27 protein-coding genes and 1 pseudogene are annotated in these 25,913 nt (G+C 72.3%); 15 read left to right on the top strand and 13 right to left on the bottom strand.

The features are described from left to right. The first annotated feature begins 102 nt into the window (after positions 1-102). The 5 genes from ACL02O_RS05235 (at position 103) to ACL02O_RS05215 (ending at position 6,477) form a co-directional block, all read left to right on the top strand. A complete protein-coding gene (locus ACL02O_RS05235; protein WP_412816796.1) occupies positions 103-1,644 on the top strand; it encodes a sugar ABC transporter ATP-binding protein in 1,542 nt (513 codons plus the stop codon). Then, complete coding sequence (locus ACL02O_RS05230) at positions 1,641-2,711, top strand: ABC transporter permease (protein WP_412816795.1); 1,071 nt, start codon at positions 1,641-1,643, stop codon at positions 2,709-2,711. The genes ACL02O_RS05235 and ACL02O_RS05230 overlap by 4 nt, the downstream gene beginning before the upstream one ends. Next, complete coding sequence (yjfF, locus tag ACL02O_RS05225; protein ID WP_412816794.1) at positions 2,708-3,697, top strand: galactofuranose ABC transporter, permease protein YjfF; 990 nt, start codon at positions 2,708-2,710, stop codon at positions 3,695-3,697. The genes ACL02O_RS05230 and yjfF overlap by 4 nt, the downstream gene beginning before the upstream one ends. Positions 3,698-3,723: 26 nt before the next feature. After that, the gene (araA, locus tag ACL02O_RS05220; RefSeq protein ID WP_412816793.1) at positions 3,724-5,226 is read left to right on the top strand and encodes an L-arabinose isomerase; all 1,503 of its coding nucleotides are present in this window, start codon (positions 3,724-3,726) and stop codon (positions 5,224-5,226) included. A gap of 264 nt (positions 5,227-5,490) precedes the next feature. Beyond that, positions 5,491-6,477, top strand: coding sequence for a LacI family DNA-binding transcriptional regulator (locus ACL02O_RS05215; RefSeq protein ID WP_412816799.1), 987 nt, complete (start codon positions 5,491-5,493; stop codon positions 6,475-6,477). Positions 6,478-6,673: 196 nt separating this feature from the next. Here ACL02O_RS05215 and ACL02O_RS05210 read toward each other — a convergent pair whose 3' ends face one another. The 6 genes from ACL02O_RS05210 to ACL02O_RS05185 all read right to left on the bottom strand — a co-directional run bounded on the left by ACL02O_RS05210 (position 6,674) and on the right by ACL02O_RS05185 (position 11,837). Further along, positions 6,674-6,862, bottom strand: a complete 189-nt coding sequence (locus ACL02O_RS05210; protein WP_412816792.1) for a cellulose binding domain-containing protein — start codon at positions 6,860-6,862, stop codon at positions 6,674-6,676. Positions 6,863-6,934: 72 nt separating this feature from the next. Continuing rightward, positions 6,935-8,386, bottom strand: coding sequence for a non-reducing end alpha-L-arabinofuranosidase family hydrolase (locus ACL02O_RS05205; protein WP_412816791.1), 1,452 nt, complete (start codon positions 8,384-8,386; stop codon positions 6,935-6,937). Positions 8,387-8,862: 476 nt separating this feature from the next. Further along, complete coding sequence (locus ACL02O_RS05200) at positions 8,863-9,102, bottom strand: DUF427 domain-containing protein (protein WP_412816790.1); 240 nt, start codon at positions 9,100-9,102, stop codon at positions 8,863-8,865. A gap of 35 nt (positions 9,103-9,137) precedes the next feature. Continuing rightward, positions 9,138-10,373, bottom strand: a complete 1,236-nt coding sequence (locus tag ACL02O_RS05195; protein WP_412816789.1) for an RNA-guided endonuclease InsQ/TnpB family protein — start codon at positions 10,371-10,373, stop codon at positions 9,138-9,140. Between the two features lie 78 nt (positions 10,374-10,451). After that, a complete protein-coding gene (locus ACL02O_RS05190; RefSeq protein ID WP_412816788.1) occupies positions 10,452-10,622 on the bottom strand; it encodes a hypothetical protein in 171 nt (56 codons plus the stop codon). Between the two features lie 192 nt (positions 10,623-10,814). Continuing rightward, a complete protein-coding gene (locus ACL02O_RS05185) occupies positions 10,815-11,837 on the bottom strand; it encodes a cellulose binding domain-containing protein (protein WP_412816787.1) in 1,023 nt (340 codons plus the stop codon). A gap of 254 nt (positions 11,838-12,091) precedes the next feature. Here ACL02O_RS05185 and ACL02O_RS05180 point away from each other — a divergent pair, with 254 nt between their 5' ends. Beyond that, a complete protein-coding gene (locus ACL02O_RS05180; protein ID WP_412816786.1) occupies positions 12,092-13,384 on the top strand; it encodes a multidrug effflux MFS transporter in 1,293 nt (430 codons plus the stop codon). 70 nt (positions 13,385-13,454) lie between these two features. Here ACL02O_RS05180 and ACL02O_RS05175 read toward each other — a convergent pair whose 3' ends face one another. Beyond that, on the bottom strand, positions 13,455-14,105 hold the full coding sequence (locus ACL02O_RS05175) for a hypothetical protein (protein WP_412816785.1): 651 nt from the start codon (positions 14,103-14,105) through the stop codon (positions 13,455-13,457). A 107-nt stretch (positions 14,106-14,212) separates the two neighbouring features. On the opposite strand from ACL02O_RS05175, the gene ACL02O_RS05170 reads away from it, so the two are divergent. Next, entirely contained in the window at positions 14,213-14,446 is a 234-nt protein-coding gene (locus ACL02O_RS05170; protein ID WP_412816784.1) for a hypothetical protein, read from the top strand. A gap of 131 nt (positions 14,447-14,577) precedes the next feature. Here the strand turns inward: ACL02O_RS05170 and ACL02O_RS05165 are convergent, their stop codons facing one another. Then, on the bottom strand, positions 14,578-15,822 hold the full coding sequence (locus ACL02O_RS05165; protein ID WP_412816783.1) for a YncE family protein: 1,245 nt from the start codon (positions 15,820-15,822) through the stop codon (positions 14,578-14,580). A gap of 88 nt (positions 15,823-15,910) precedes the next feature. On the opposite strand from ACL02O_RS05165, the gene ACL02O_RS05160 reads away from it, so the two are divergent. From ACL02O_RS05160 to ACL02O_RS05150, 3 genes are all read left to right on the top strand, one after another. Beyond that, positions 15,911-16,486, top strand: a complete 576-nt coding sequence (locus tag ACL02O_RS05160; protein WP_412816782.1) for an RNA polymerase sigma factor — start codon at positions 15,911-15,913, stop codon at positions 16,484-16,486. After that, entirely contained in the window at positions 16,479-17,198 is a 720-nt protein-coding gene (locus tag ACL02O_RS05155; RefSeq protein WP_412816781.1) for a DUF4367 domain-containing protein, read from the top strand. Before ACL02O_RS05160 ends, ACL02O_RS05155 begins: the two co-directional genes overlap by 8 nt. A 70-nt stretch (positions 17,199-17,268) precedes the next feature. Next, positions 17,269-17,769, top strand: a complete 501-nt coding sequence (locus ACL02O_RS05150; RefSeq protein WP_412816780.1) for a hypothetical protein — start codon at positions 17,269-17,271, stop codon at positions 17,767-17,769. A 32-nt stretch (positions 17,770-17,801) separates the two neighbouring features. Here ACL02O_RS05150 and ACL02O_RS05145 read toward each other — a convergent pair whose 3' ends face one another. Further along, positions 17,802-18,134, bottom strand: a complete 333-nt coding sequence (locus ACL02O_RS05145; protein WP_412816779.1) for a putative quinol monooxygenase — start codon at positions 18,132-18,134, stop codon at positions 17,802-17,804. Between the two features lie 178 nt (positions 18,135-18,312). On the opposite strand from ACL02O_RS05145, the gene ACL02O_RS05140 reads away from it, so the two are divergent. Next, positions 18,313-19,284, top strand: a complete 972-nt coding sequence (locus ACL02O_RS05140; protein ID WP_412816778.1) for an acetyltransferase — start codon at positions 18,313-18,315, stop codon at positions 19,282-19,284. On the opposite strand, the gene ACL02O_RS05135 is transcribed toward ACL02O_RS05140, so the two are convergent. Further along, positions 19,263-20,792: an RNA-guided endonuclease InsQ/TnpB family protein gene (locus ACL02O_RS05135; protein WP_412816777.1), complete on the bottom strand. Its 1,530-nt coding sequence runs from the start codon at positions 20,790-20,792 to the stop codon at positions 19,263-19,265. The two genes, ACL02O_RS05140 and ACL02O_RS05135, sit on opposite strands and share 22 nt — an antisense overlap. A 66-nt stretch (positions 20,793-20,858) precedes the next feature. On the opposite strand from ACL02O_RS05135, the gene ACL02O_RS05130 reads away from it, so the two are divergent. Next, positions 20,859-21,074 carry a hypothetical protein gene (locus ACL02O_RS05130; RefSeq protein WP_412816776.1) on the top strand — a complete coding sequence of 72 codons (216 nt, stop codon included), beginning with the start codon at positions 20,859-20,861 and terminating at the stop codon, positions 21,072-21,074. Positions 21,075-21,112: 38 nt separating this feature from the next. Beyond that, positions 21,113-21,312 (top strand): annotated as a pseudogene (locus tag ACL02O_RS05125) (helix-turn-helix domain-containing protein); the annotation flags it as partial. A gap of 160 nt (positions 21,313-21,472) precedes the next feature. Here the strand turns inward: ACL02O_RS05125 and ACL02O_RS05120 are convergent. Then, positions 21,473-21,976, bottom strand: coding sequence for a P-loop nucleotide/nucleoside kinase family protein (locus ACL02O_RS05120; RefSeq protein WP_412816775.1), 504 nt, complete (start codon positions 21,974-21,976; stop codon positions 21,473-21,475). Between the two features lie 334 nt (positions 21,977-22,310). Between ACL02O_RS05120 and ACL02O_RS05115 the strand changes: the two genes are divergently transcribed. Next, positions 22,311-23,150, top strand: a complete 840-nt coding sequence (locus ACL02O_RS05115; protein WP_412816774.1) for an alpha/beta fold hydrolase — start codon at positions 22,311-22,313, stop codon at positions 23,148-23,150. Between the two features lie 343 nt (positions 23,151-23,493). Here ACL02O_RS05115 and ACL02O_RS05110 read toward each other — a convergent pair whose 3' ends face one another. Together ACL02O_RS05110 and ACL02O_RS05105 are read right to left on the bottom strand one after the other, a co-directional pair. Beyond that, complete coding sequence (locus tag ACL02O_RS05110) at positions 23,494-24,240, bottom strand: N-acetyltransferase (RefSeq protein WP_412816773.1); 747 nt, start codon at positions 24,238-24,240, stop codon at positions 23,494-23,496. A gap of 102 nt (positions 24,241-24,342) precedes the next feature. Beyond that, positions 24,343-25,302: a helix-turn-helix transcriptional regulator gene (locus ACL02O_RS05105; protein WP_412816772.1), complete on the bottom strand. Its 960-nt coding sequence runs from the start codon at positions 25,300-25,302 to the stop codon at positions 24,343-24,345. A gap of 167 nt (positions 25,303-25,469) precedes the next feature. Between ACL02O_RS05105 and ACL02O_RS05100 the strand changes: the two genes are divergently transcribed. Continuing rightward, positions 25,470-25,907, top strand: a complete 438-nt coding sequence (locus ACL02O_RS05100) for a VOC family protein (protein WP_412816771.1) — start codon at positions 25,470-25,472, stop codon at positions 25,905-25,907. The last annotated feature ends 6 nt before the right edge of the window (positions 25,908-25,913 follow it).

Raw genomic sequence — 25,913 nt, 5'->3', positions numbered from 1 at the left:
CCCGCACCGGCCCCGGGCAGCCGGGGCCGGTGCGGGTCGATCGTCCGGACGGGCCGCGCACGCCGCGCCTCCGCCCCACGAACTTCAGAAGGGTCCGGTGGGATGACGAAGAGCCATCCAGTCCTGACAATGACGGGGATCAGCAAGTCGTTCCCAGGCGTGCGCGCACTCGACGACGTCGACTTCCGGCTCTTCCCGGGTGAGGTGCACGCCCTGATGGGCGAGAACGGCGCCGGGAAGTCGACCCTGATCAAGGTGCTGACCGGGGTCCACGGCATCGATCGCGGGGTGATCACCCTCGCCGGTGAGCAGGTCTGTTTCACCGGCCCGATGCAGGCCGCCGCGGCCGGGGTGAGCACCGTCTACCAGGAGGTCAACCTCTGCACCAACCTGTCGGTCGCGGAGAACATCTTCATCGGCCGGGAGCCACGCCGGCTCGGCGCGGTGCGCTGGCGGGAGATGCGCCGCCGGGCCCGGGCCCTGCTCGCCCGCCTGGACCTGGACCTGGACGTCAACGCCCAGCTGGGTACGTTCTCGCTGGCCGTGCAGCAGATGGTCGCGATCGCCCGCGCGATCGACGTCCGGGCCCGGGTGCTGGTCCTGGACGAGCCGACCTCCAGCCTCGACGCCGGTGAGGTGGCGCAGCTGTTCCGGATCATGGGGCAGCTGCGCGACGAGGGCATCGCGATCCTGTTCGTCACGCACTTCCTCGACCAGGTGTACGGCATCGCCGACCGGATCACCGTGCTGCGCAACGGGCAGCTCGTGGGTGAGTACCCGACCGGCGAGCTTCCGCAGCTCAGCCTGGTCGAGAAGATGATCGGCAAGGAACTCGACGTGCTGGAGCGGCTCGACGGGCAACCCCGGCGCGACCCGGACGCCCTCGCGGCGGACCCGCCCTTCCTCGACGTGCGCGACCTGGGCCGCAAGGGCTCGGTGGCACCGTTCAGCATGACCATCCACGCCGGGGAGGTGGTCGGCCTGGCCGGTCTGCTCGGCTCGGGCCGCACCGAGGTGGCGCGGCTGCTGTTCGGCGCCGACCGGCCGGACGCCGGCAGCGTCGCCGTGCGCGGCACGCCCGCCTCCCTGCGTACCCCCGTCGCCGCCATCGGCCACGGCATCGGCTTCTGCTCGGAGAACCGCCGGGCGGAGGGCGTCATCGCCGAGCTGTCGGTACGCGAGAACATCATCCTCGCCCTGCAGGCGGCGCGGGGCTGGCTCCGCCCGGTGCCCCGCCGCCGCCAGGACGAACTGGTCGACAGGTTCGTCAAGGCCCTCAGCATCCGGCCGGCGGACCCGGATCTCCCGGTGGGCAACCTCTCCGGCGGCAACCAGCAGAAGGTGCTGCTGGCCCGCTGGTTGATCACCGAACCCCGGCTGCTGATCCTCGACGAGCCCACCCGCGGCATCGACATCGGCGCCAAGACCGAGATCCAGCGGCTGGTGGCCCAGCTCTCCGACGGCGGGATGGCCGTGCTGTTCATCTCCGCCGAGTTGGAGGAGGTGCTCCGGCTGAGCCACCGGATCGCCGTGATGCGGGACCGGCAGCTGGTCAGCCGGCTCACCAACGACCACACCGTCGACGCCGACCGGATCATGCAGACCATCGCCAGCGGCGCCGGGCACGAGGAGGTGCCGTCATGAGCAACGCAACGGCCGCCTGGCGGGCGGCCACGACCCACCGGCTCTTCTGGCCGGTCGTGGTGCTCGTCGTCCTGCTCGCCGCCAACACGGCCTACCGGCCCGGATTCCTCTCCGTGCAGATGCGCGACGGGCACCTGTACGGCAGCCTCGTCGACATCGTCCGGCTGAGCGCACCGCTGATCCTGGTGGGCCTCGGCATGACGTTGGTGATCGCCACCGGCGGCATCGACCTGTCGGTCGGCTCGCTGTGCGCGATCAGCGGGGCGATGGCCTGCCTCCACATCAGCCGGCAGCCCGACCAGAACAGCCTCGGCGGGGTGCTGACCGCGCTCGCGCTGGCCCTCGGAGTGGCGTTGGCGCTCGGTGCGTGGAACGGGTTCCTGGTCGCGGTCGTCGGGATCCAGCCGATCATCGCCACGCTGATCCTCATGGTGGCCGGTCGCGGCCTCGCCCAGCTGATCACCGAGGGGCAGATCCTCACCGTCAACTCCGACCCCTACAAGGCGATCGGCGTCGGTCACCTGCTGACTTTGCCGCTGGCCATCTTCATCGCGCTCGCGGCGGCCCTGCTGGTCGCCGCCGTGACCCGGCGCACGGCGCTCGGCATGATCATCGAATCGGTCGGCGGGAACGCCCGGGCCAGCCGCCTGGCCGGCATCCGGTCCGCGCGCATCACCTTTCTGGTGTACGTCATCAGCGCGGCGTGCGCGGCCGTGGCCGGCTTCATGATGACGGCCAACGTGTCCAGCGCCGACGGCAACGCCGCCGGTCTGTGGGTGGAACTCGACGCCATCCTCGCGGTCGTCATCGGCGGCACGTCCCTCGCCGGCGGCCGGTTCTCCCTCGGCGGCACCATCCTCGGCGCGCTGCTCATCCAGACCCTCACCACCACGGTGTACGCCATGAACATCTCACCCCAGACATCCCTGCTGTTCAAAGCGATGGTCGTGATCGCCGTCTGCCTCATCCAGGCACCCGCCTTCCGGGCCCGGTTCCGGCGGCGCCGGACCCCCGCCGTCACCCCGCCCACCGTCGTCGACCAGCGGAAGGAGCAGGTGCCGGCATGAGCAGCCTCGCACCGGCCGTCGGCCGCGCCTGGGCGCGGCTGCCCCGGCGGCACGTCCCGGTCCTGGCCACCCTGGCCCTGCTACTGGTCCTGTACGGCGTCGGCGTCTCCCAGTACCGGGCGTTCTCCAACGTCCAGGTCGTCTTCAACGTCTTCATCGACAACGGCTTCCTGCTCGTCGTCGCGGTCGGGATGACCTTCGTGATCCTCACCGGCGGGATCGACCTCTCGGTCGGCTCGGTGGTCGCGATGACCGCGATGGTGTCGGCGTCCCTGCTGGAGAAGGGGCTTCCCGCGCCGGCGGTGCTGCTCGTCGCGCTGCTGATCGGCCCGACCCTCGGGCTGCTGATGGGCTGCGTGATCCACTTCTTCGAGATCCAGCCGTTCATCGTCACCCTCGCCGGGATGTTCTTCGCTCGCGGCATGTGCACCTTCATCAGCGGGGCGTCGATCCCGATCACCGACGGGTTCTGGACCCGCATGTCGCAGGAGCGCATCGGCGACCCACGGGGCAACTTCGTGTCGGTCAGCGTGCTCATCGCCTTCGCGGTGGTCGCCGTCGCGGCGTTCACGCTGGCCTACACCCGCCTCGGCCGCAACGTGTACGCGATCGGCGGCAACCCCCAGTCCGCGTTGCTGATGGGCCTGCCGGTCGGGCGTACCCGGATCGCCGTCTACACCATCAGTGGCCTGTGCTCGGCGATCGGCGGCATCCTGCTCTCCTTCTACACCCTGTCCGGGGCGCCGCTGATCGCCGTGGGCATGGAACTCGACGTCATCGCGGCCGTCGTCATCGGCGGGACCGTCCTCACCGGCGGTTCCGGGTACGTCTTCGGCACCGTGCTGGGCGTGCTGGTCCTCGGGGTGATCCAGACGCTCATCACGTTCGACGGCAGCCTCAACTCGTGGTGGACCAAGATCGTGATCGGCGGTCTGCTCTTCGCGTTCATCCTGCTCCAACGCCTCATCGGCATCCGCTACAAGTGACCGACCAACTCGCGGAAGGCAACTCCATGGCAACGCACCCCGAGCCTGAGATCTGGTTCCTCACCGGCAGCCAGGCCATGTACGGCGAGGACACCCTCCGTCAGGTGGCCGAGCAGTCGCGGCAGATCGCCGCGCTGCTCGACGAGTCCCCGCACATCCCCGCCCGGGTCGTCTGGAAACCGGTGCTGACCACCAGCGCCGACATCCTGCGGGTGTGCCGCGACGCCTCCGTGCAGGGCGCCATCGGGGTGATCGCCTGGATGCACACCTTCTCCCCGGCGAAGATGTGGATCGCCGGCCTGGACGCCCTGCGGACGCCGCTGCTGCACCTGCACACCCAGGCCAACGTCCTGCTGCCCTGGGACGAGATCGACATGGACTTCATGAACCTCAACCAGGCCGCTCACGGTGACCGGGAGTTCGGGTTCATCCAGACCCGCCTCGGGGTGGCCCGCAAGACCGTCGCCGGTCACGTCACCGACCCGCGGGTGACCGCCCGCGTCGGAGCCTGGACCCGGGCGGCGCTCGGTTGGTCGGCGATGCGGTCGCTGCGGCTGGCCCGGTTCGGCGACAACATGCGCGACGTGGCGGTGACCGAGGGCGACAAGGTCGAGGCGGAACTGCGGTTCGGGGTGTCGGTGAACACCTACGGCGTCAACGACCTGGTCCAGGTCGTCGACGAGGCGACCGACGCGCAGGTGGACGACCTGGTCAAGGAGTACGACGACACCTACCGGGTGGTCGCCGCGCTGCGGCCCGGGGGAGAGCGGCACGACGCGCTGCGCTACGCCGCCCGGCTGGAGATCGGCCTGCGGACCTTCCTCGACTCGGGCGGATTCCGTGCCTTCACCACCAACTTCGAGGATCTCGGCGGGCTGCGCCAGTTGCCGGGGATCGCCGTGCAGCGCCTGATGGCAGACGGCTACGGCTTCGGCGGCGAGGGCGACTGGAAGACCTCCGTCCTGGTCCACACCCTCAAGGCGATGGCCGTCGGGGGCCCGGGTGGCACCTCGTTCATGGAGGACTACACCTACGACCTCACCCCCGGCAACGAGCTGGTGCTCGGCGCGCACATGCTCGAGGTCTGCCCCACCATCGCCGCCGACGTGCCGGCCGTGGAGATCCACCCGTTGAGCATCGGCGGCCGGGAGGACCCGGTCCGGCTGGTCTTCGACGCCGAACCCGGTCCCGCGGTGGTGCTGGGCCTGGCGGACATGGGCGAGCGCTTCCGGCTGGTGGCCAACGAGGTGGACGTGGTGGCCCCGCCCCGGCCGCTGCGACGGCTGCCGGTGGCCCGGGCGGTGTGGCGCCCACGCCCGGACCTTCCCGGCTCGGCCGAGGCGTGGATCACCGCCGGCGCCCCGCACCACACGGTGCTCTCGCGGGCGGTGGGCGTCGAGGAGCTGCACGACCTCGCCGAGATGAGCCGTACCGAACTCGTCGTCATCGATGCCGACACGAATGCGCGCCGGTTCGCCGAAGAGATCCGCTGGAACCAGGCGTACTACCGGCTGGCCCGCGGGTTCTGAGCCGGGGAAGGCCCACCACTTGGGGGCGCCGTCGAGGGTCCGTTCCGTCGGGGCCGTAGGCGCGCATCCGGTGTGCCCGAACGGCAGGCAGGCAGTGGCGCTGGCGTACACTGTTGCCGATCTGGCGCGACCCACCCGTGGCGAAGAACAGCGGGGAGGGCGCCGCGTGGGGAGACCGGGTACCCGAGCCGCTCCGGTCACGGCCGACAGGCTGCGGCGACCAACGGGCAGGCGGGGGGAGTGAGAGCCGTGCGCGCTCCGGCGATGACGGATGTGGCCCGCCTCGCGGGCGTCTCCCACCAGACCGTGTCCCGGGTGCTCAACGGGCACCCCAACGTCCGCGAGCAGACCCGGCTGCGGGTGCAGGCCGCCATCGCCGAACTGGGCTACCGGCCCAACCGGGCGGCCCGTGCCCTGGTCACCGGCCGGTCCCAGGTGATCGGCGTGGTGGCGCAGAACACCACGCTGTACGGTCCGGCGTCCCTGCTGGCGGCCCTCGAACAGACCGCGGCCGAGGAGGGCTTCGCGGTCAGTGTGGGCAGTGTGCGGGACCTGGACCACCAGTCCATCTCGTCGGCGGTCGAGCGGCATCTGGCGCACCGGGTCGCCGGCATCGTGGTGATCGCCCCGGTGGAGTCGGCCGGCGAGGCCCTGGAACGGCTGCCCAAGGACGTCCCGCTGGTCACCGTCGACGGCGATCCGCGCCGCCCGGTCCCGCTGGTGACCGTCGACCAGGTGGCCGGCGCCCGGGAGGCCACCCGGCACCTGCTGGAGGCGGGGCACCGGACGGTCTGGCACGTGTCCGGGCCGTCCGACTGGTTCGACAGCGCCGGCCGGATCGAGGGCTGGCGCGAGGCCCTGCAGGCGGCGGGGGCGGAGGTGCCGCCGCTGGTGCCCGCCGACTGGTCGGCCGCGTCGGGCTACCGGTGCGGCCAGATGCTGGCCCGGATGCCCGAGGTCACCGCGGTCTTCACCGCCAACGACCACCTCGCGCTGGGCGTGCTCCGCGCCCTGCACGAGTACGGCCGGAAGGTGCCGGACGAGATCAGCGTGGTCGGCTTCGACGACGTGCCCGAGGCCGCGTACTTCATCCCCCCGCTGACCACGGTGCGGCCGGACTTCGCCGCGGTGGCCCGGGCGAGCCTCGACCTGCTGCTCACACAGATCGAGACCGCCACCGGGGGCGAGCTGCGGCAGACCATCGCGCCCACCCTGGTCTCCCGCCAGAGCGTCGCCTCACCCCCGCGCTGACCGCGGGCGCGCCCGAGTCGCGCGTCGCCGCCCGCCCGCCACGCCGGGACCGGCCCGGCGTCGACCCTGCAACGGCCGACCGGTCCGCCGTCGGACGGGCGGTGCCGTGGAGAGTGCGGCCGGCCGGACGCAACCCGACGGGCACCGCGAGGGCCCGCCCGACGGACGCCGGGCGGGCCGCCGATCCTCTCGTCCGTCAGCCGGCGGTGCAGGTGGGCGTGCCGGACGGGCCGATGCCGGTGCCCTGAAAGCCGAACCAGGTGCTGCCACCCGCCCCGACCTGGCGGTTGTAGTCGACGTTGCGGAAGTCCACGATGGTGCCGCTGGGCTGGGCGCTCCGGGTGTTGGTGACGCCCGCGCCGCTGGGCACGGTGATCCGGACCATCCAGCCGTTGCTGCCTTTACAGGTGGCGGGCCCGGCAGGCGGTGGCCCGCCTGCCGGGTGCCGGTGGGCGGTTCAGCAGGGCGAGTTGGTCTGGGTGAGCAGACCGAGGCGCCAGGGCAGGCTGTTGTAGTCGCCGCCGGCGTTGGGGTCCAGACCCTGGTAGAGGTAGCGCAGGTTGCAGGGGCTGACCGTGAGGGTCTGGTCGTAGCCGTCGCGGATCATCTCGCCGTGGCTGATGTCCCGGGTCCAGGCGCCGCCCGGGAAGGTGACGTTGTTCGCCCGGGCGAACGGGTTGCTCTCGGTGTCGGCGAGGGCCTGCCACGGCCCGGTGACGGCGGGAGCGGTCCAGGACCGGAAGTACCGGCGGCCGTCGCTGCCGATCGCCTCGACGAGCAACAGGTACTGGTTGCCGACCCGGTAGACGTTGGACGCCTCGAACAGCCGGTTGCGGTTGCTGTCCTGCATGGCGATCACCGTGTTGGTCATGCCGTTCGGGAAGTTCGCCAGCGTCGTCTGCGACCGGTAGAGGTGCCCGTTGTCGTCGGAGGAGAACAGGTAGCAGTTGGCGCTGTCGCAGATCACCCACATGTCGACCCAGTAGCCGTTGCCGAGGTTGTCCTTGATGATCTGCGGCATGCCGCTGTAGAAGTTCTTCGGCGCGCTCCACCCGGCCGGGTTGCTGATGTCCGGATTGGTGGAGTACGACGCGTTGCCGGTCTGGTAGACCAGGTACCACAGCCGTTGCGGCGCGAAGTAGAACACCTGCGGTGCGGCCCGGTAGCCGGCGCCGATCGGGGTCTGGTCGAGGTAGGTGAACGGTGCCGAGCCGGCCTGGGACCAGTCGGTGAAGCTGGTGTAGACCAGGTTGTAGCCGGAGGACTTCGCGGTGCTCGCGAACACGTGGTACCGGCCGTTGTAGTACACGACCGAGGGGTCCTTGATCCCGGCGATGCCGCGCCCGTCGGACTTGGGGCCGATCAGCGCGCCGCTGGAACTCCACCGGAAGCTGCTCGGCAGGCTGCCGCTCGGCGGGGGCGAGCTGGGGGGCGGGGAGCTGGGCGGCGGGGAGGTCGGCGGCGGCGGGGTGGTGCTCGGCGGCGGGCTGGTCGTGCCGCCGGTGCAGGCGGTGCCGTTGAGCGCGAAGCTCGTCGGCACCGGGTTGCTACCGGTCCACGAACCGTTGAATCCGAACTGCACGGTGGCGTTGCTCCCGATGTTCGCGTTGTAGCTGACGTTCGTGGCCTGCACCTGGGCGCCGCTCTGGGTGATGGTGGTGTTCCAGTACTGGGTGACCTGCTGGCCCGACGGGTAGGACCAGGTCAGCGTCCAGCCGTTGACCGGGTCGCCCAGGTTGGTGACGGTGACGTTGGCGCCGAAGCCGCCCGGCCACTGTGAGGAGACGGTGTAGCTGACCGCGCAGCCGGCGGCGGCGGCCTCGGCGGGCAGGGTCACGGCTCCGGCGGCCGCGACCAACCCGGCGGCGGTCGCGAGCAGCGCCGTCCGGGCCTTCCAAGTGGGGTGCATCGAGGATCCTTCCGTGGTGGTGAAGTGCACCGGCCCGGAACGGCGGGGGAAACTGGACGGTCGCGGCTCGCACCGGAACGGGGCGTACCTGACGCGTCGTCGTGCGGCCGGACTCGTCGCCGAACGTCGACCGGGACCTGCCCGGAGCCCTTCGAACGGTCGGCGATCCCGAATGGAAGGGGTGCCCTCGACTCCTGCGGCCGAACATAGCATGTTATCGATAACACGCTCAAGGTTGCGACGCGGTAGGCCGCCGGAGCGGCCCGCCGGTCGGCGGCAGGGTGGGAGTTGATCAGGGGTGCTCATCTGCGGCGGCACCTGCCGGATCGGTATCGGCGAACGCATCTGTTATCGCTAACAGAGCTCCATCCCGGAGGGCGGCCGGGTCGCGGCAGTTGACCGAGGGCCAGCGGTCGGCTCGCGAGATGATCGATGAGCGCGATGGACGATCCGGCTTCCCCAGCCGCGCCGGCGGTTCAGGAGAAGTGGGTCCGCGGGCGGGCCAGGCACTCCCCGTCGACGACGAGGTCCACCTTCTCGTTGTAGAACGCGACCAGGCCGGCGATCGGCAGCAGTGCCGCGGTGGGAAAGTCGTACGACCAGGCCAGGTCCTCGTGGCGGGCGCCGCCGTCGCGGACCGACCACCAGGCGGTGGTCCGGCCCTTGTACGGGCAGGCGGTGTGGGTCGCCGACCGGACCAGGTGGGCGAAGTCCACGTCGGTGCGATTCAGGTATTGACGTTCTCCCCGCCCTAGAGGGTGGGGATTCCCTCCGCGCTGCGCGCGGAGCAGCGCGCAGCGCCCGGGTGGACTCCTGTTTCACGGCGCTGCGCCGGCACGGGTGCCGGTCTTACCTGCGCTCCACAGGCGTTTAGGCTCTCGGCGCGTCCCGCCGCGAGCACGTTGATGGCCGCGTTGACGTCCCGGTCGTGGACGGCCCCGCAGGGGCAGGCCCATGACCGGACGTTCAGCGGTTTGGGTCCGTCGAGCCGGCCGCACGCCGAGCAGGTCTGCGACGTCGGCGCGAACCGGTCAATGCGGGCGAAGGTCCGCCCGTACCGGGCGGCCTTGTACTTCAGCATCGCGGTGAAGCTGGCCCAGGCGGCGTCATGGACGCTTTTGGCCAGTCGGGTCCGGGCGAGACCGAGCACGCACAGGTCCTCGACGTACACCGCTTGGTTGTCGCGGATGATGCGGGGCGAGAGCTTGTGCTGCCAGTCCCGCCGGGTGTCGGCCACCTTGGCGTACGCCTTGGCGACCTCGACGACGGCTTTCTTGCGGTTGTTGCTGCCTTGCTGCTTGCGGGACAGGTCCTGCTGCAGGCGGCGCAGCTTACGGGTGGCGCGGCGCAGGAACCTCGGCGCGGCGACCTTCGTGCCGTCGGACAGGACCGCGAAGTGGGTCAGGCCCAGGTCGATGCCCACCTCGGCGTCGACCGGCGGTAACGGCTCGTCGGGGGTGGCCACGACGAACGAGGCGAAGTACCGGCCGGCTGCGTCCTTGACGATCGTGACCGAGGTGGGCTCGGCGGGCAGTGGCCGTGACCACCGCACCGTCAGGTCGCCGATCTTCGGCAGACGCAGCCGCCCGTTGTCGAGCACCCGGAACCGGGCGTTGGCGGTGAACCGGATCGCCTGCCGATTGTCCTTACGCGACCGAAACCGCGGCGGCGCGAACTTGCGCCCTTTGCGCTTGCCGGACAGGGAGGCGAAGAAGTTCCGGTACGCCGCATTCAGGTCCGCGAGAGCCTGCTGCAACACCACCGCCGACACCTCACCCAACCAAACCCTCTCCGGGGTGCGCTTGGCCTCAGTGATCAGCCGCTTGGACAGCTCCCCGTCACAGACGCACGGCAGCCCAGCCGCTCGGGCTTCCTGCCGTGTACGCAGCCCGTCGTTGAACACCACCCGCGCACACCCGAACGCCCGGGCCAACGCTTCCCGCTGCCCGGGTGTCGGGTCAACGCGATAGTTGAACCGCAGCTGCACATCGGACAACCTAGCGCTGGCCTATGACTGATTCATCGGACGTTCACAGCGGCCGGCACCAACTTTCGCCCTGCACGCTCACCTGGTCGCCGTGACCAAGCTCGCGTAACGCGCCCGGGTGGTGTCCAGCACCGGCTCGCCGGCGAGGAACGCGCGGATGCGGCGCGGTACCGCCTCGGTCCGGTCGACCATGGCGATGGCCTTCGGGTAGTCCGACACCGGGTCCTCCACTGTTGCGATCACGGGCATCCGTTCAACGATCGGCGCGGCGTACCGGTCGTCGGCGGGCGCGTACGACGGGCGTCCGCCCCGGTGGTCGCGGTGCGGACGCCCGTGGCAACGGCTGCGGTCAGTGGTAGCCGAGCGAGAAGCTGTTGCAGACGAAGCTGGACTGGTCGGCGGTGCCGGTCAGTTCGAAGCCGAACTGGACGTCACCGACGGTCACGTCGCCCCACCAGCCCTGGCTGCGCAGCCAACGCAGGACCGCCAGGACGTCGACGGTGCCGGAGGTGGTGCCGCCGGTCCGGACGAACGAGAACACGGCGTTGCTGCCGTTGGAGCCCGGTAGACGTTCCAGGTGTGGCCGCCGACCGCGACGTTGCGCGCGTCGGGAACCGCGCCGTTGGCGTCGTAGGAGCCGGCGATCGGGCCGACCGCGCCGGCCTGGTTCACCCAGATCATGACCTCGTAGGCGTAGTTGTCGGCCCAGATGTCGTAGGCGGTGGAGTAGTCACCGCTGCCCGGCACCGAGACGTTGAACGAACTGGCCATGGAGCTCAGCGAGCTGAGCGTGCGGTTGATCGCCTTGCCGGAGTGCGGGTACGCCTTGACCCCGCTGGTCCGCGGGTGGTTCGCGACCACGCCCCAGTTGGTGCCGGTGCGCGCCCAGATCGTCTGCGGTCCGGCGCCGGAGCCCCAGACGTCGTTGTTGAGCGTGTAGCCGTTGTTCGTCCACGAGTCCCACGGGCCGGCGGCGACCCAGGCGGCGTCCGAGGGCACGCCGTTGGACGGGGGTGGGGTGGGGCTGGCGGTGGGTGTCGGCGTGCCGCTCGGGCCGGACACGCCCCCGGTGCAGGTGGTGCCGTTGAGGGCGAAGCTGGTGGGTGCCGGGTTGCTGCCGGTCGATGAGCCGTTGAAGCCGAAGGAGGTGCTCGCGTTCGTCGCCAGGGAGCCGTTGTAGCTGACGTTACGGGCGGTGACCTGGGCGCCGTTCTGGGTGATGGTGGCGTTCCAGTACTGGGTGACCTGCTGTCCGGCCGGGTAGGACCAGGTGAGGGTCCACGAGCTGACCGGGTCGCCGAGGTTGGTGACGGTGACGTTGGCGCCGAACCCGCCCGGCCACTGGCCGCTGAGCGCATAGTCGACCCGGCATCCGCTGGCGGCGGAGGCGGGGAGGGCGGTGACGGCGCCCGCCCCGAACGCGACGAGCGCGGCCGTCGCCAGGATGGTGACGCGTCTGTGCATGGGATGACCTCCCGGAGTCGGTTACCCGGGGCGTGCCGACGGCGGGGAACGGACGCCGGAGCGAGGGGACGGCGACGGGGGAGCGACCCCGGGGCGTATGGATGAATCTCAATTAGTTTAGATTCTGTCCGAACTGTCGGTCAACCGACCCGGCGTCGCCGTACGCGGACCCGGCCGGCCGCCGGACCGTGTGATCTGGCGCACCTTTGCCCGCTCCGGGAATCAGATCGGCCGGCGATGATTTGCTGCCAGGTGTGAGCGTTGCAGAGATTCCCACCGGGGACGTGGCCGTCGCCGAGCCGATCGAAACCCCAGGTGACCTGATGAGCCCCCGGCAACGGCTGCGGCTCGTCCTCGTCCTCGGCTCGCTCATCGCGATCGGGCCGCTGACCATCGACATGTACCTGCCGGCGCTGCCCGCCATCGCAACCGACCTGCACACCACCTCCGCGGCCGTCCAGCTGACCCTCACCGGCACCCTCGCCGGCCTCGCCCTCGGCCAGCTGCTGATCGGCCCACTCTCGGACGCGGTCGGCCGACGCCTGCCCCTGCTCGCCGGCGTCGCGCTGCACATCGCGGCCTCGGTGCTCTGCGTCCTCGCGCCGAACATCGCCGTCATCGGAGTGCTACGGGTGCTGCAGGGACTGGGTGTCGCGGCCGCCTCGGTGGTCGCCATGGCGGTCGTCCGCGACCTGTTCAGCGGCGCCGCCTTCGCCAAGCTCTTCTCCCGGCTGATGCTGGTGATGGGCGCGGCCCCGATTCTCGCCCCGACCCTCGGCAGCGGGCTGCTGCGCTGGTCGGACTGGCGCGGCGTGTTCGCCGCCCTCGCCGTCTTCGGCGTCCTGCTGGCGACCGTGGCGGCGTTCGGGCTCGCCGAGACCCTGCCGGCCGAGCGGCGCCGCAACGGCGGCGTCGCCACCATCCTGCGGGACTACCGCACCCTGCTGCGCGACCGGACGTACGTCGGGCTCGTCCTGGTCGCCGGGCTGGCCATGGCGGCCCTCTTCGCGTACGTGTCCGGCTCGTCGTTCGTCTTCCAGCAGCGGTACGGGCTGGACGAGCAGCAGTTCGGGTTGGCCTTCGGCGCGGGCGCCGTCGGCCTGATCGGCGCCACCCAGTGGAACGTCCGGCTGCTGCGCCGGTACTCGCCGCAGCGGATCCTGGTCACCGCGCTCGGCGTGGGCGCCGCGGCCGGACTGGTCCTGGTCACCTTCGCCGCCACCGGCGTCGGGGGCCTCGCCGCCATCCTGGCCTCGCTGTGGGTGGTGCTCGCCACCGCCGGGCTCGCCCTGCCGAACGCGCCCGCCCTCGCACTGTCCCGGCACGGCGAGGCGGCGGGTACGGCCGCGGCGCTGCTCGGCGCGGTGCAGTTCGGCGTCGGCGCGGTGGCCGCGCCGCTGGTCGGTGTGCTCGGCACCGGCAGCATGGCGATGGCCTCCGTAGTGGCCGGCGGGATGCTCGCGGCGACGGTGGTGCTGTTCACCGTCGTCCGGCCGGCCCGGCTGGCCGGTGTCGAGGCGAGCGCCGTCGCCGTGGCCACGCACTGAGCGCCCGCTCCGGCGGTCGCACCGCCCCCCGCCGAGGCGTACCCCGAGGTGCGGCCGTGGCCGTCAACCGTCACGTCGAATCGGGCCGTCCGGCCGCCACCTGCGGCGGACCGCCGCCCGGAGGCCTGCGCCGCCGCGCCACCAGCACCACGCCCACCGCGAGCCCGGCGGCCATCAGCAGCGCCAGCGTCGCGGTCGTCGTCGACCGCCGCTGCGGCGGATCCGCGACGGCCGACCCGAGGGACGCCTGCGGGCTGGTCGGCGCCGCTCCCGGGAGCTGGTAGGCGTTGCTGGCCACCTGGGCGTCATCGCTGGCGAACTCCGCCGCGGTGAGGATGACCCGGTTGCGGACCACCGAGCCCGGCGCCCCGACGGAGCGGATCCGGCCGGTGATCGTGACGCTCGGCGGCGCCGCACCGGCCGCCAGCCGCACCGTACCCAGGTCGCAGGTCACCGTACGGTCGGTCACCGCGCACCGGCCGGGATCGGCGCGGACGGTGACGTCGTCCAGCTCGGCCGTGGTGGTGAAGATGATCCGTCCGGCGGTCAGGGTCGCCGTGCCGGAGATGGTGACCGTGTGGGTGACCCGCTGCCCCGGCAGGGCCGCGAACGGGGTGGTGGTGAGCACCGGCGTCGCGTCGACCGGACCCGCCGGGGTCGGCGCGCCCAGCACCGCAGCGGCGGTCAGGCCCACCATCGACGCGGCCAGTGGCTCCCACATGCCCACACCATAGGCCCGCACGCGGCGTCGCGCGGGGCGTACGGCCGACCAGGAGCGCCCGGACCGGCCAGGTGGGCACGCGCGACGGCCCGGGTCCGCCGCCTCGCATGAACAGCGTCACCGTCTACCGCCAGACCCCCGGGCGGGCCACAGTGACCCACCTGCCGGACAACCGGGTGGTCGCCACGGTCGACAACGTGGGCGTACCGCTGGACAGCCAGGGTGTCCCGTACTCCGGCACGTACCCGTCGCTCGGCGCCGGCGAACCGTTGGCCGGGAAGATCAGGTCGTTCTCCATGGGGCACGGCCTGTTCAGCCTGATCCGCACGGCCGGGCGGTAGCCGGGACCACCGCGCCGCACCGGCCCCCACAGGTGACCGGGGCATGCCGCCGCGCGGCGATGCCGGACGGCCGTGGTCAGCCGAAGGAGATGAGCGCGCCGCGCTCGTCGAAGACGGCGGTGCGCGCCGGGTCACCCCGGTCCGGCCAGCCCGCGGACGGTGACCAGACCGGGTACGGCGACCCGGCCGAGTTGGCCGCCGGTGGCGGGATCGTGCCAGCTCACCGCCTCGGTCTGACCCACGTGCAGGCGGGCGCCGTCGCGGCTGGGCACGAGGCCGCGCACCGGCTCGCGGACCTGCCAGTCGGTTGTCCGGGCGAGGCGGGCGGCGTCCAGCGTCCGCACCGTCGAGCCGGCGCCGATGAAGAGGCGGTCGCCGGCGGTGGCGGCGTGCGCGGTCCCGGTGCCCGGGGAATGGGTGACCGTCCGGCGTACCATCAGGTCCTCGGTGGAGATCTCGGCGACGCTGCCCGACGTCACGTCGACGACGTAGAGCCGCCGCCCGTCGGGGCTGATCGCGACGGCATGGCCGCTCGCGGGCCCCTCCCCGAACGGGTGCGGCAGGTCGACGCAGTACGCCCAGCGGGCGGTGAGGCTGAGCGTGTGCACGAACGCGTGCGCGTTGCCCGGCCGACCGCTGACCAGGTCGCGGGTGTGCCGATGGTCGGGCTGGTGGGTGTAGAGCGTGTAGAGCGTCGCCCGGTCCGGGGCGAGCACGGCCTGGCGACCGTCGCCGCGCATCTCCTCCTCGGCGCCGGGCGGGACCGGCGTCTTGTCGCGGGTGGAGAGCGGACCGGGCGCCCCGGTCGCGAAGTCGACGAGGCGGACCCGGTAGCGGTCCGGCGCCGCCGCCGGGAGCCATTCGAGGACGAACAGTCCGGTGAGATCCGCGGTGAAGGTCTCCGGCACGAAGTTGCCGCGCAGGTCCAGCCGGTGGCGCGCCCCGCCGACACCGGCGATCAGGACGGGGGTCACCTGCCGCCCGGCGGGGCGTCCGGCGGTGACAGCCCCCGGGTTCGGCGTGAGCGCCACCAGGGTGCCGGTGGCCGAGACGGACCGCGGGACCCAACGCCCGGGCAGGAGCACCCGGGCGGAGGTGTGGCCGGTGGTGGTGTCGACCCGCCACAGCGCGGTGTCGGGCCCGGCGGGGGCGGTCGCGTAGACCGCCAGCCCGCCCGGGCTGGCGACCGAGTGCGGGATGGTCTGCCGGTCGCGGCCGCGCAGCACCCGCAGCCCGTCGCCGACCTCCACCAGCAGCGCGTCGGGGATCGCCGGGGCGGGAGCGGAGGCGAGCGGCCGGGCGGGTCCGCAGCCGGCCAGCACGGTGGTGCCGGCACCGGCGAGCAGGGCAAGCATCGTGCGCCGCGGGAACGTCATGGGCGTCATGCCACGGAGACACCGTGGACGGCGGCAAAGTTCCCACCCCGCGGGGTGGAACCCGGGCGGCGCGGGCGGTGTCATGTCAGTGAGCCGAGCGGAGGTTCCCCTGGACGACGAAGAGCTTGTCACCCGTGCCCGGGCCGGTGACCTGGAGGCGTACGACCTCCTGGTCGCCCGGCACACCGCGTCCGCGTACCGGACGGCGGTGCTGCTCGGCGCCGGGTCGGACGCGGAGGACGTCATCCAGGAGGCGTTCGTGAAGGGGTACCGCAAACTGTCCCGCTACCGGGGGGAGTCGTCGTTCCGGTCGTGGCTGCTCGCGATCGTCGCCAACGAGACCCGCAACCTGCACCGGTCGCGTACCCGGCGGGACGGGCTGGTACTGCGGGCCGCGGCGGCGAGCCCGGCACCCGAGCCGGCCGAGGACGACGCCATCGGGGCCGTGCTCGCCGCCGAGCGGCGGGCCGCGCTGGTGCAGGCGCTGCGTCTGCTGCCGGCGAAGGACCGTGAGGTGATCGTCTGCCGGTTCCTGCTCGACCTCAGCGAGGACGAGACCGTGGCCACGCTCGGACTGCCGCGGGGCACGGTGAAGTCGCGGACGTACCGGGCGTTGGCGAAGCTGCGCGGCCTGCTCGACCACGAGGTGGTGCACCGTGGATGACCTCGAGCGGGAACTGCGCGACCTGGCCGGGTGGCTGGACACGCCCCCGACGCCGGACGTGACGGCCCGGGTGCGTGCCCGCCTGGCCGCGCCCGCGGCCCGGCGCCGCCGGTGGCGCTACTGGCTGGCCGCGGCGGTCGCCGCGCTGCTCGTCGCGGCGCTGCCGCCGGGGCGGGCCGCGCTCGCCGATGCCGTGGCGGGGCTGCTGCGCTTCTCCGGGATCGTCATCGGTACGTCGCCCGCGCCGGTGCTGCCCTCCGGCACCCCGTCACCGCTGCCGTCGCAGCGGCCCGTCGCCCTCGACGAGGCGCAGCGGCAGGTGCGCTTCCCCATCCGGGTGCCGGTAAAGCTGGGCCCGCCCGAGCGGGTGCTGGTGGCCGACGCCGACGGCGCGGGCAGCTACCGGGTGGCCACGCTGCTCTACCGTGGCGGGACGCTGCGCGTCGACGCCTTCGACGGCCGGCTCGACCCGGTGTTCCAGAAGCAGGCCGCCGGGCCGGATGTGGAGTGGTCCCAGGTCAACGGTGACTTCGCCATCTGGATCGGCCGGCCCCACGCGCTGGCGTACGTCGATCGTGGTGGCACCGTCCGGGTGGAGACGGCGCGGCTGGCCGCCGCGACCCTGATCTGGCAGGAGGCCGGGGTGAGCTACCGCCTGGAAGGCGACCTCACCAAGGAGGAGGCGATCGAGATCGCCGACTCGATGCGGTAGCGGAACCCGATCGCCCCGGCCGGTGTCCTGCTGACGGGTCTGGTGATTGCGTTCAAGGGAGGGGTGGGGCATGCCTTCATCGGCTCGGCTGATGCCGGCGGCGCTGGTGGTCCTGCTGGCCGGATGCACGACCGCGAGCCGGCCGGCCACGCGGGTCAGCACGCCGGCGAGCACCGCGACGGGCTGCGACGCCCGGATCGAGACCGGCCCGCTGCCGGACTGGGCCGACGCCGGGTTCAGCGGGGACGCCCGGGTGCCGCACGTCTTCGGCGTACGGGGCGAGATCGTCGCGGTGCTGTTCGGCCACCCACTCACGTACGGCAGAGCCGACGAACCGAGTAACAAGATCCTCTGGGTGGCCCGCCCCGCCACGGCGTCGTCCGGCCCGGAGGCGCCGGCCACCCTGCTGATCACCGCGACGCTGGACGGCGCCGGCACGCGGGCCACACGGGAGGTCGCCGGTGGCCCCGGCCCGTCGATCATCGACCTGCCGGGGCCCGGTTGCTGGCACCTCGAGCTGCGGTGGTCGGGCCGGACCGACCGGATGGACCTGGTCTACGCCGGCAGCTGACCGCAGCCCGAGGACCAGCGCGGCGGCCGGGGTCAGCGGCTCTCGGGGACGGCCATCTCGCCGAGCAGCGACCAGTCCTGCTGCGGCACGGTCATGTTCACGATCCGGGGCGTCCCGGCCAGGTGCGGCGGCAGGGTGCGCTGCGCCTCGCGGAAGTGGTCCGACTGCACGTGCGCCGCGCCGGCCTCGTCATCCCGGAACGCCTCGACCAGCACGTACTCGTTCGGGTCGGCGACGCTGCGGGACCAGTCGAACCAGAGGCACCCGGGCTCGGCGCGGGTGGCCTCGGTGAACGCGGCGGCGATCTGCGGCCACCGGTCGGCGTACTCCGGGAGCACGCGGAACTTGGCGGTAATGAAGATCATGCGCTCCAGGCTACCCAGCTCTCGATCGCGTTGCGGCGAACGGAACCGTCGCGTATGTTTCGGGCACGCCGACGAGCTGGAAGGAGGTCAGAACAATGTCCGATGTTCTGCGCCCCCTCCGCGTCCCGGCGTCCACGCGGATCTGACCCGGGGCGTTCGTCTTCCGGAGGATCAACCTATGACCGACGTGGTCATCCGCCCGCTCGTCGCGGGCGAGGAAAGCCTGTTCGACTCCATGCCCGATCCGCTGCCCCAACTGCGCAAGGTCAGCTACGCCGACGGCATCGCCGGCGGTGGCTACCGGCCCGAGCGCACCTGGGTCGCCCTGCGCGCCGGCCGCGTCGTCGGCCGGGCCGCCTGGCTGCTCCCGCCGGGCGCCGTCGCTCCCTGGCTGGAGCGGTTCGACCTGGACGCCGAACCGGAGATCGGTGCGGAGCTGCTGCGTGCCGCCCACGAGGCGCTCGGCGGGCCGCAGCGGTACTACGCCGCCATGCCGGCGCACTGGCGGCGCCGGCCGGAGGTGCTGGCCGTGATGGAGGCACCGCTGGCGGCTGCCCGGCTCGCCGGGTTGGTCGAGCACCGGGAGCGGGTGCGGTGCTCCTGGGCCGGTACGCCGTTGCCGGCGCCCTCCGGGCGGTACACCTTTCGCCCCGCGGTCGACGCGGCCGAGATCAACGCCATGGTCGCCCGCGTCGCCGAGCCCGACGTGCTGACCGGCATGGAGTTGGCACGGGCGGTCGGCGGCGTGGACCTGGCCACCGACCCGTTGGCCTGGCTGACCGGCCCGGCCGGCGACTGGCGGATCGCGATGGACGCCGGGAAACCGGTCGGTCTGGCGGGAACGGCCGGTGACGCCTGCTACCCGCTGCTCGCCTACCTCGGCCTGCTCGACGAGGCTGCCCGCGGTGAACTGATCGCCGAGGCGGTGCGGGTACTGGCCGCCGGCGGGGCGCGGGAGGTGGTGGCCGACGTGGACGCTCACCGCGTGGCAGTGGTGGCGGAGCTGGAACGGACCGGCTTCCGCCAGTTGCGGGCCCGCGTCCTGTTCGAACCGGTCGCCGCCGCGCCGGCCGACCCGCCCGCCACGGTGCCCGCTGCCGGGGCCGAGCGGACCGGCTACGGCCTGTTTCATAACTTGGTGGAGTTGTGAGACAGCGCCCTTCTCGGGCGTCCGCGCCTGGCCCCGGGTGGGGTGGGTGCGGTTCCTGCGTCATCGGGGCTGGTTTCGGCCCGCGCGTGTGCGCGGGCCAGGGCCTTCCCCTCGGCCGGCGTTGGTGACCGGGCCCCTGCGGGGAGGTCCCGGGTCTGGGCGTGGTGCTGCTCGGCCCAGACAGCGAGGTTGACTGCGGCATTGTGGTCCCGGTCGGCGTGATGCCCGCACGCCTGGCAGGTGAGCGTGCGTTGGTGCAGAGGCATCGCGGGGGCCACGGTCCGGCATGCGGAGCAGGTTTTGGTCGAGGGGTACCAGCGGTCGACCAGGGCCAGTTGGCCGCCGCGCCACTGCTGCTTGTAGGCCAGTTGGCGGGCCAGTTCGTCCCATGCCGCGTCGGCGACCGCCGAGGCCAGGCGCCGGTTGCTGAGCATGCCGGTGATGGTGAGGGTCTCGATGGCGAGCCGGTCGTGGGTATTGACCAGCTGGTTGGAGACCTGGTGCAGGAAACGGCGGCGGGTCGCGGCCACCCGGGCGTGGTGGCGGCCCAGCCGGGCCGCGGCCTTGGCGCGGTTGTTGGAGCCGCGCTGTTTGCCGGTGACCTTCCGGGACAGGCGACGCTGGCGCGCCATCGCGGCCCGGGCGGGCCGTGGCCAGCCGTCGACCCGCAGGACCTGCGTGCCGTCGGCGCGCGCTGCGGCGACGAACGTCGACAGGCCCCGGTCGACGCCCACCCACCCTGCGGCGCTGGTGTTCGGCTGGTGGCGGCGGGCATCGTGCAGGTCGGCGGCTTCGCAGGTCAGTGACACCGCCCACCGGCCGGCCCGGTGGCTGACCGTCGCGGACACGACCTTCGCCCGCCCGTTGGCCAGCATGCGCCGCAGCCGGCGGGTGTCCTGCCGTACCGCCAGGGCGCCGATGCCGGGCAGGGTCACCGTACGCGGCGCGTGCTCACCGACCCGGATACCCGCCCGGCCTGCGGCAGAGGTCCTGCTGCGGATGCGAAACGACAGCGGTGCGCGTTTCTTGGACTTGAACCTCGGAAAACCGACCCGCCGACCCCGCCGGTGACCGGCACGCGATGCCGCGTACGCCGACAGACCGCGGCCGAGATCGACCGCGGCTTCTTCAAAGACCTGCTGACATACCTCGCCCCGCCATGCCAGACCGGTTACCTGCACCGTGACGGTCCCGTCACCCGCGGCGACCATCACCCGGCCCGCGTCACCCGAGCGTTTCCACCCGTTGAACGCGTTGATCAGGTCGAAGCCCGACCACGGCACCTTGCCGACCGTCCCACCACGCTTGCCGTCCAACGCGTCCTTGACCAGCCGCAGGCACTGGTTGTAGCCGAATCGGGCCGCACCCGCATGCCGACGCAGCACAATCTCCTGCTCGGCGGTCGGGTTCAGACAAAACCGGAACGTGGTGAAACGGGCCACGGCAGCACACCATGCCACACACCACCGACAAACAGCCCACCACCCGCCCAGACCCAGAAACCCCACGAGCCGACGGACAACAATGGCTCACAACGCCCAGCCGCTCACTTATGAAACACGCCGTAGGAGCGGATGGTCGCTGGTGCGCCGGTTCTGCCGGCGTACCGGCGACCGCCCGGTCAGCTCGTCGCCACCGGGATTCAGCATCTCCGACGCCCGAGCGCCGGCAAGCCGCGCCGCCCGCAGCAGGACCTGTCCCGCAAGCAGCGGGGCAGCAACAACCGCAAGAAAGCCGTCGTCAAGGTCGCCGAGGCGCACGCCAAGGTGGCCGACAGTCGGCGGGACTGACCACATAGGTTCGCCGGGCTGGTGGTCCGAGCGGTCGGATGTGCGGTGACGAGGACCCTGCCCGGGACGTGATCCACAAGTTCAACGAGATCGGCCTGGCCTGCCTGGACCCTCGGTGGGCGGGGGGCATCGCCGCGTGCTCAGCCGTGACGACGAGGACTTCGTCATCCAGACGGCCACCACCCGCCCGACCGAGCTCGGCCAGCCCTTCATCCGCTGGTCCATCCGCAAACTCGCCGCCTGGACACGTGGACCCGCGCCCTGCACGGCTACCTGCGTTGGCGCAACGCCAACGCCCGCGACCCCGACGTGCCGGCCGCCCAACGCCGTGAGCGCGCCCGCAGCGAGAAAGGCATCCGCTGGGGCGGACGTCCTCTCCCGCGGGCGGCCTCAGGTCCTCAACTCCAGGACTGCATGACGACCTGCTCACCATCTCCGTTCGGTTCCTCGAAGTTGGCCAGGTAACGGTTGAACAGTGTCCTGTCCACGGTGACGGAGTTGGCACCTTCCTCGCCGTTGCGCACTTCGAGGCGACGCTCCAGCGTGGTCCGATCGGCCTTGAGGTGGACCAGTTCCCAACGGCAGCCGTGGTTCTCGATCAGCGCCTTGTAATCATCGCGGGCAGCACGACTCCAGAAGCTGTAGTCCACCACCACATCACGCCCGGCCAGCATCAGCTCGACCAGTTGCTGCCGCTGCTCGCGGCGGACCTCTTCCTTGAGCTGGTCGAACGCCTCCGCCTCCAGCACTAGGCCGGCGTCGCGCTGCCCGAGCCTCTGCCAGACCACCTCATCAATCGAGAGCCGAACGAAGCCGCTTCGCACCAGCTCCATCGCGTAGGTGGTCTTGCCCGCTCCCGGAAGACCGCACATCAGCACCACCGTGCTCGATTGCTGCGTCACGGAGCCAGGTTAGACCCGAACGTCACGCCCTCCTCCATAGTGACAAGGGCCCCACTGGAAGCGGGCCCACCGTAGCCGACCGACCCGGCGAACCTATGCGGTCACGGCACTTGCGGACAGGGTCCCGATGAGTTTCCGCCCCACCAGTGGTCCATCTCTGAGCGCCAACCCCAGTCGCGTACGTTCGACGCGACGCGTACCACCGGCGGGGACGCGTAGCTTGTGCCGCCGTCCCCCCGCCACCGGTCACGACGCCACCCTGGAGGTTCATGATGTATCCGACGGTCCACTCGTTCCGCACGTCCGGCGGCATCAACGCGACGGCGGAGGCGTGATGACGACGGTCGAGGCGCACGGCGTCACTCTCGGGGTCGAGCACTTCGGCGACGCGGCGGCGCCGCTCGTGCTACTCGCGGGCGGCACGACCATGCTCTCCTGGCCCGACGCGCTCTGCGAGGCGCTCGCGCGCGGCGGGCGCCACGTTGTGCGGTACGACCTGCGCGATTCCGGCGCGTCGACCACCCTCGATCCCGAGGCTCCGGCGTACACCCTGCGCGATCTTGCCGCCGACGCCGCGGCGCTCGCCCGCGAACTCGACGACCGGCCGGCGCACCTGGCGGGCATCGGCGTTGGCGGGATGGTCGCCCAGGTCGCCGCCCTCGACCACCCGGACGCGTTCTCGGCCCTCACCCTCGTCGGAACGCGGCCCGTCGCTCCAGGCCCGGTCGACGACGACCTGCCTGACCATGACGCGGCGACGATGGACCGGCTGTTCTCGCGTTCGATGCCCGACTGGTCCGACCGCGCCGCGGTGGCCGAGTTTGCCGCCCGAGGCGCGGAGATCCTCGGTGACGACCCCGTCGCCGCGCGCGCGACCGCCGAGCGCAGGTGGGACCGCACGCCGGGCACGGAGCCCGCGGTGCAGATGGCCAACCATCTGGGCATGGTGTTCGCCAAGCTCGACTGCAAGCCGCGCTGGCGCGAGCGCCTGCCCGAGCTCGCGATCCCGCCGCTGGTGGTGCACGGTCGCCGCGACCCGTTCTTCCCGGTCGGCAACGGCGAAGCGCTCGCGCGCGAGATCCCCGGTGCGCGGCTGCTCGTGCTCGAACAGGCCGCGACGGCGATCCCCGATGCGGCCGCCGGTGAGGTCGCGGCGGCGATGCTCGCGCTATAGGTGTACCCGGCCATCACGTTGGTCGGTGACAGGCGGCTGATCGGTCATCGTTGGTGGTGAAGACCTGCCGGTAGGCCACTCAGTGGCCAGGGTGCGGTTGAACCGACCTTGCCGTTCTGTCAGGGGCGGGGCGGGCGGATGAACTTGTCCGGCCGTCCACGACCGGCACGTCAACGCGGCCATCAACGTGCTCGCGGCGGGACGCGCCGAGAGCCTGAACGTGGAGCGCAGGTAAGACCGCCCTGTGCCGGCGCAGCGCCGTGAAACAGGAATCCACTCGGGCGCTGCGCGCTGCTCCGCACGCAGCGCGCAGGGAAGCCCCGCCCTTAGTGCGGGGAGAACGTCAAAGGCGGTGCCGCACCCAGACGTTCGGCTCGACGTACACCGCGTAGTCGTGCGCCACGTCGCACAGCACCGGCACCAGCGCGCCCGGCACGTGCACCGGCCCGCTGGTGTCGAACGGCAGCCCAGTCCAGCGGCGCCACTCCGCGAGGCTGCCGCTGATGGTCATCGACCGGGTCGCCACCCGCTCGATCCGCCCACCGGCCCGTACGTGCACCCGCAGCCACGGGTCCACCGGCAGGCCGTCCGCACGGACCTGCTGCGCGTACTCGGCCGTGGACAGGTCCGGCCGGGTGTGCTTGCCGCTCGGGCGGACCGGGGCGACCAGGGTGTCGAAGCCCCGCTTCGCGACCGCCTCCCGCATCGCGTCCAGCATCAACGCGGACACACCGCCACCACGCCGGTCGGGGCGGATGCAGATCTCCAACGCCGACACCATCGTCGGCTCGGCGCCGGTGTGCCGGTTCACGGTGGCCCGCTGGATCATCTTGTCCCACCCGCCGTCGGGCAGCTCCGGCTCGGTCCAGCGCACCGGCACGGCGTACCCGCGGGCGACGGCCCGCCCCGAGTCGGCGGGGTCGATCGCGGCGAACACCAGATCCGGGTAGAGGTCGTCGGCGACCGCGTAGTACACCGGGCTGATCATGTCCTGGATCATGAAGGTCGGCCAGGCGCCGTCGAAGTCGTCGTTGCTCAGCAGCGGGGCGAGGTCGGGGCGGTCGGCCAGGCTCACGATCTCGAGGGTCATGGGCGGGACCGTAGCCCGCCGCAGGCCGGCACCGCACGTCATATCCGACGCATCCCGGCGCGCCGGCTGCTCGGCGCCGGCGACGACTGAGCTGTCGCGGGGTCAGCCGGTCCCGGCCATCCCCGCGAGGCGGCGGGCGAGCCGGGCGACGGCCTCCCGCAGCTCCGGAGGCTCCAGCACCTCCGCCTCGAAGCTCAGCCGGGCCACGTGCACGGCGAGCCAGTCCAGGCTCTCCCCGCCGACGACGAGCACGCACCAACCGTCGCGATCGTCCTCGACGCGCCCCACCTGGGGCGGCACCAGCTCCCGCAGCCGGTCCGGCCGGGCGTGCACCCGGACCCGCGCGAGATACCGGTACGGTGACCCGGTCACGGACCGCTGCACATAGGCGACCGGGTCCGGATGCTCCCTCGCCCGGAAGCGCCAGGTCGTCGCCACCACCTCGCGCATCCGGTCCAGCCGGAAGGTACGCCAGTCGTCGCGGTCGACGTCCCGGGCCATCAGGTACCAGCGGCGGCCCGTGGTGACCATCCGCACCGGTTCGACCGTGCGCTCCCGCTCGCCGCCGTCGCGGCCGACGTACCGGAACCGCACCCGCACGGTGTCGCGGCAGGCCCGCGCGAGCGTCACCAACAGCTCCGCGTCGATCTCGACCCCGGGACCGACCAGGGTCTCGGTGGCGTCGTGCACCGCCCGCACCTCGGCGCGCAGCCGGGACGGCATCACCTGGTCGAGCTTGGTGAGCGCGCGCAGCGCCGCCTCGCCCGCCCCGGCGACCGTGCCGGCCGACGCCAGCCGCAGGGAAACCGCCGTCGCGATCGCCTCCTCGTCGTCGAGGAGCAGCGGCGGCAGCCGGGTGCCCGCGCCGAGCTGGTAGCCGCCGCCGACGCCCGCCGTCGCGTGCACGGGGTAGCCGAGCGAGCGCAGCCGTTCCACGTCGCGGCGCACCGAGCGGTCGGTGACTCCCAGCTCGGCGGCGAGCTCGGCGGCGGTCCAGGACGGCCGCCGCTGCAACAGCGCCAGCAACCGCAGCACCCGTTCGGTCGTCGCCTCGACGGTCACCCGCCCATCTTCCTACGGATAGCGGACCGAAACTGTCCGCTATCCGGGGGAGGCTGGCGCCATGACCGAACAGACCTGCAACCCGCTGGGCGGAGACCGGCTCGCCCGGCACCGGACCAACCCTCACCTGCACACCCACCGGCAGACCCGGCGAAAGGCGAGTTGAGATGGCCCACGACGTCCAGATCACTTTCGACTGCTCGGACCCGGCCGGGTTGGCGGCGTTCTGGGCCGAGGTCCTCGGCTACCGGCTGCAGGACCCGCCCGCAGGCTTCGAGTCGTGGGAGCGGGCCCTGGCGGCGATGGGCGTGCCGCCCCAGCGCCGCAACGACGCCTCGGCGCTGGTCGACCCCGAGGGCTCCGGGCCGCGGCTGTTCTTCCAGCGGGTGCCGGAGCCAAAGCAGGCCAAGAATCGCGTGCACCTCGATGTGCGAGCCGCGCCCGGGCGTACCGGCGAGGCGCGGATGGCGGCCCTGGAGGCGGAGGCTGAGCGGCTCGTCGCCCACGGCGCGACCCGGCTCCAGCGCCACGAGCCCGCTCCTCCGCTCGGCGCCGGTCACCTCGTGCTGGCCGACCCGGAGGGCAACGAGTTCTGCCTCGACTGATCGGCC

It is taken from the genome of Micromonospora mangrovicola, assembly GCF_047200535.1.
Classification (GTDB): Bacteria; Actinomycetota; Actinomycetes; order Mycobacteriales; family Micromonosporaceae; genus Micromonospora.
Note: the sequence above shows the minus strand (reverse complement) of the source record. Positions and strands in the feature narration are given on the sequence as shown.

Coding starts and splice junctions, on each gene's coding strand:
- ACL02O_RS05235 (WP_412816796.1), top strand. CDS start 103: ATGACGAAGAGCCATCCAGTCCTGACAATGACGGGGATCAGCAAGTCG.
- ACL02O_RS05140 (WP_412816778.1), top strand. CDS start 18,313: ATGACCGACGTGGTCATCCGCCCGCTCGTCGCGGGCGAGGAAAGCCTG.
- ACL02O_RS05215 (WP_412816799.1), top strand. CDS start 5,491: ATGACGGATGTGGCCCGCCTCGCGGGCGTCTCCCACCAGACCGTGTCC.
- ACL02O_RS05100 (WP_412816771.1), top strand. CDS start 25,470: ATGGCCCACGACGTCCAGATCACTTTCGACTGCTCGGACCCGGCCGGG.
- ACL02O_RS05210 (WP_412816792.1), bottom strand. CDS start 6,862: ATGGTCCGGATCACCGTGCCCAGCGGCGCGGGCGTCACCAACACCCGG.
- ACL02O_RS05150 (WP_412816780.1), top strand. CDS start 17,269: ATGCCTTCATCGGCTCGGCTGATGCCGGCGGCGCTGGTGGTCCTGCTG.
- ACL02O_RS05130 (WP_412816776.1), top strand. CDS start 20,859: ATGGTCGCTGGTGCGCCGGTTCTGCCGGCGTACCGGCGACCGCCCGGT.
- ACL02O_RS05190 (WP_412816788.1), bottom strand. CDS start 10,622: ATGCCCGTGATCGCAACAGTGGAGGACCCGGTGTCGGACTACCCGAAG.
- ACL02O_RS05175 (WP_412816785.1), bottom strand. CDS start 14,105: ATGTGGGAGCCACTGGCCGCGTCGATGGTGGGCCTGACCGCCGCTGCG.
- ACL02O_RS05205 (WP_412816791.1), bottom strand. CDS start 8,386: ATGCACCCCACTTGGAAGGCCCGGACGGCGCTGCTCGCGACCGCCGCC.
- ACL02O_RS05115 (WP_412816774.1), top strand. CDS start 22,311: ATGACGACGGTCGAGGCGCACGGCGTCACTCTCGGGGTCGAGCACTTC.
- ACL02O_RS05145 (WP_412816779.1), bottom strand. CDS start 18,134: ATGATCTTCATTACCGCCAAGTTCCGCGTGCTCCCGGAGTACGCCGAC.
- ACL02O_RS05170 (WP_412816784.1), top strand. CDS start 14,213: ATGAACAGCGTCACCGTCTACCGCCAGACCCCCGGGCGGGCCACAGTG.
- ACL02O_RS05110 (WP_412816773.1), bottom strand. CDS start 24,240: ATGACCCTCGAGATCGTGAGCCTGGCCGACCGCCCCGACCTCGCCCCG.
- ACL02O_RS05230 (WP_412816795.1), top strand. CDS start 1,641: ATGAGCAACGCAACGGCCGCCTGGCGGGCGGCCACGACCCACCGGCTC.
- araA (WP_412816793.1), top strand. CDS start 3,724: ATGGCAACGCACCCCGAGCCTGAGATCTGGTTCCTCACCGGCAGCCAG.
- ACL02O_RS05185 (WP_412816787.1), bottom strand. CDS start 11,837: ATGCACAGACGCGTCACCATCCTGGCGACGGCCGCGCTCGTCGCGTTC.
- ACL02O_RS05165 (WP_412816783.1), bottom strand. CDS start 15,822: ATGACGTTCCCGCGGCGCACGATGCTTGCCCTGCTCGCCGGTGCCGGC.
- yjfF (WP_412816794.1), top strand. CDS start 2,708: ATGAGCAGCCTCGCACCGGCCGTCGGCCGCGCCTGGGCGCGGCTGCCC.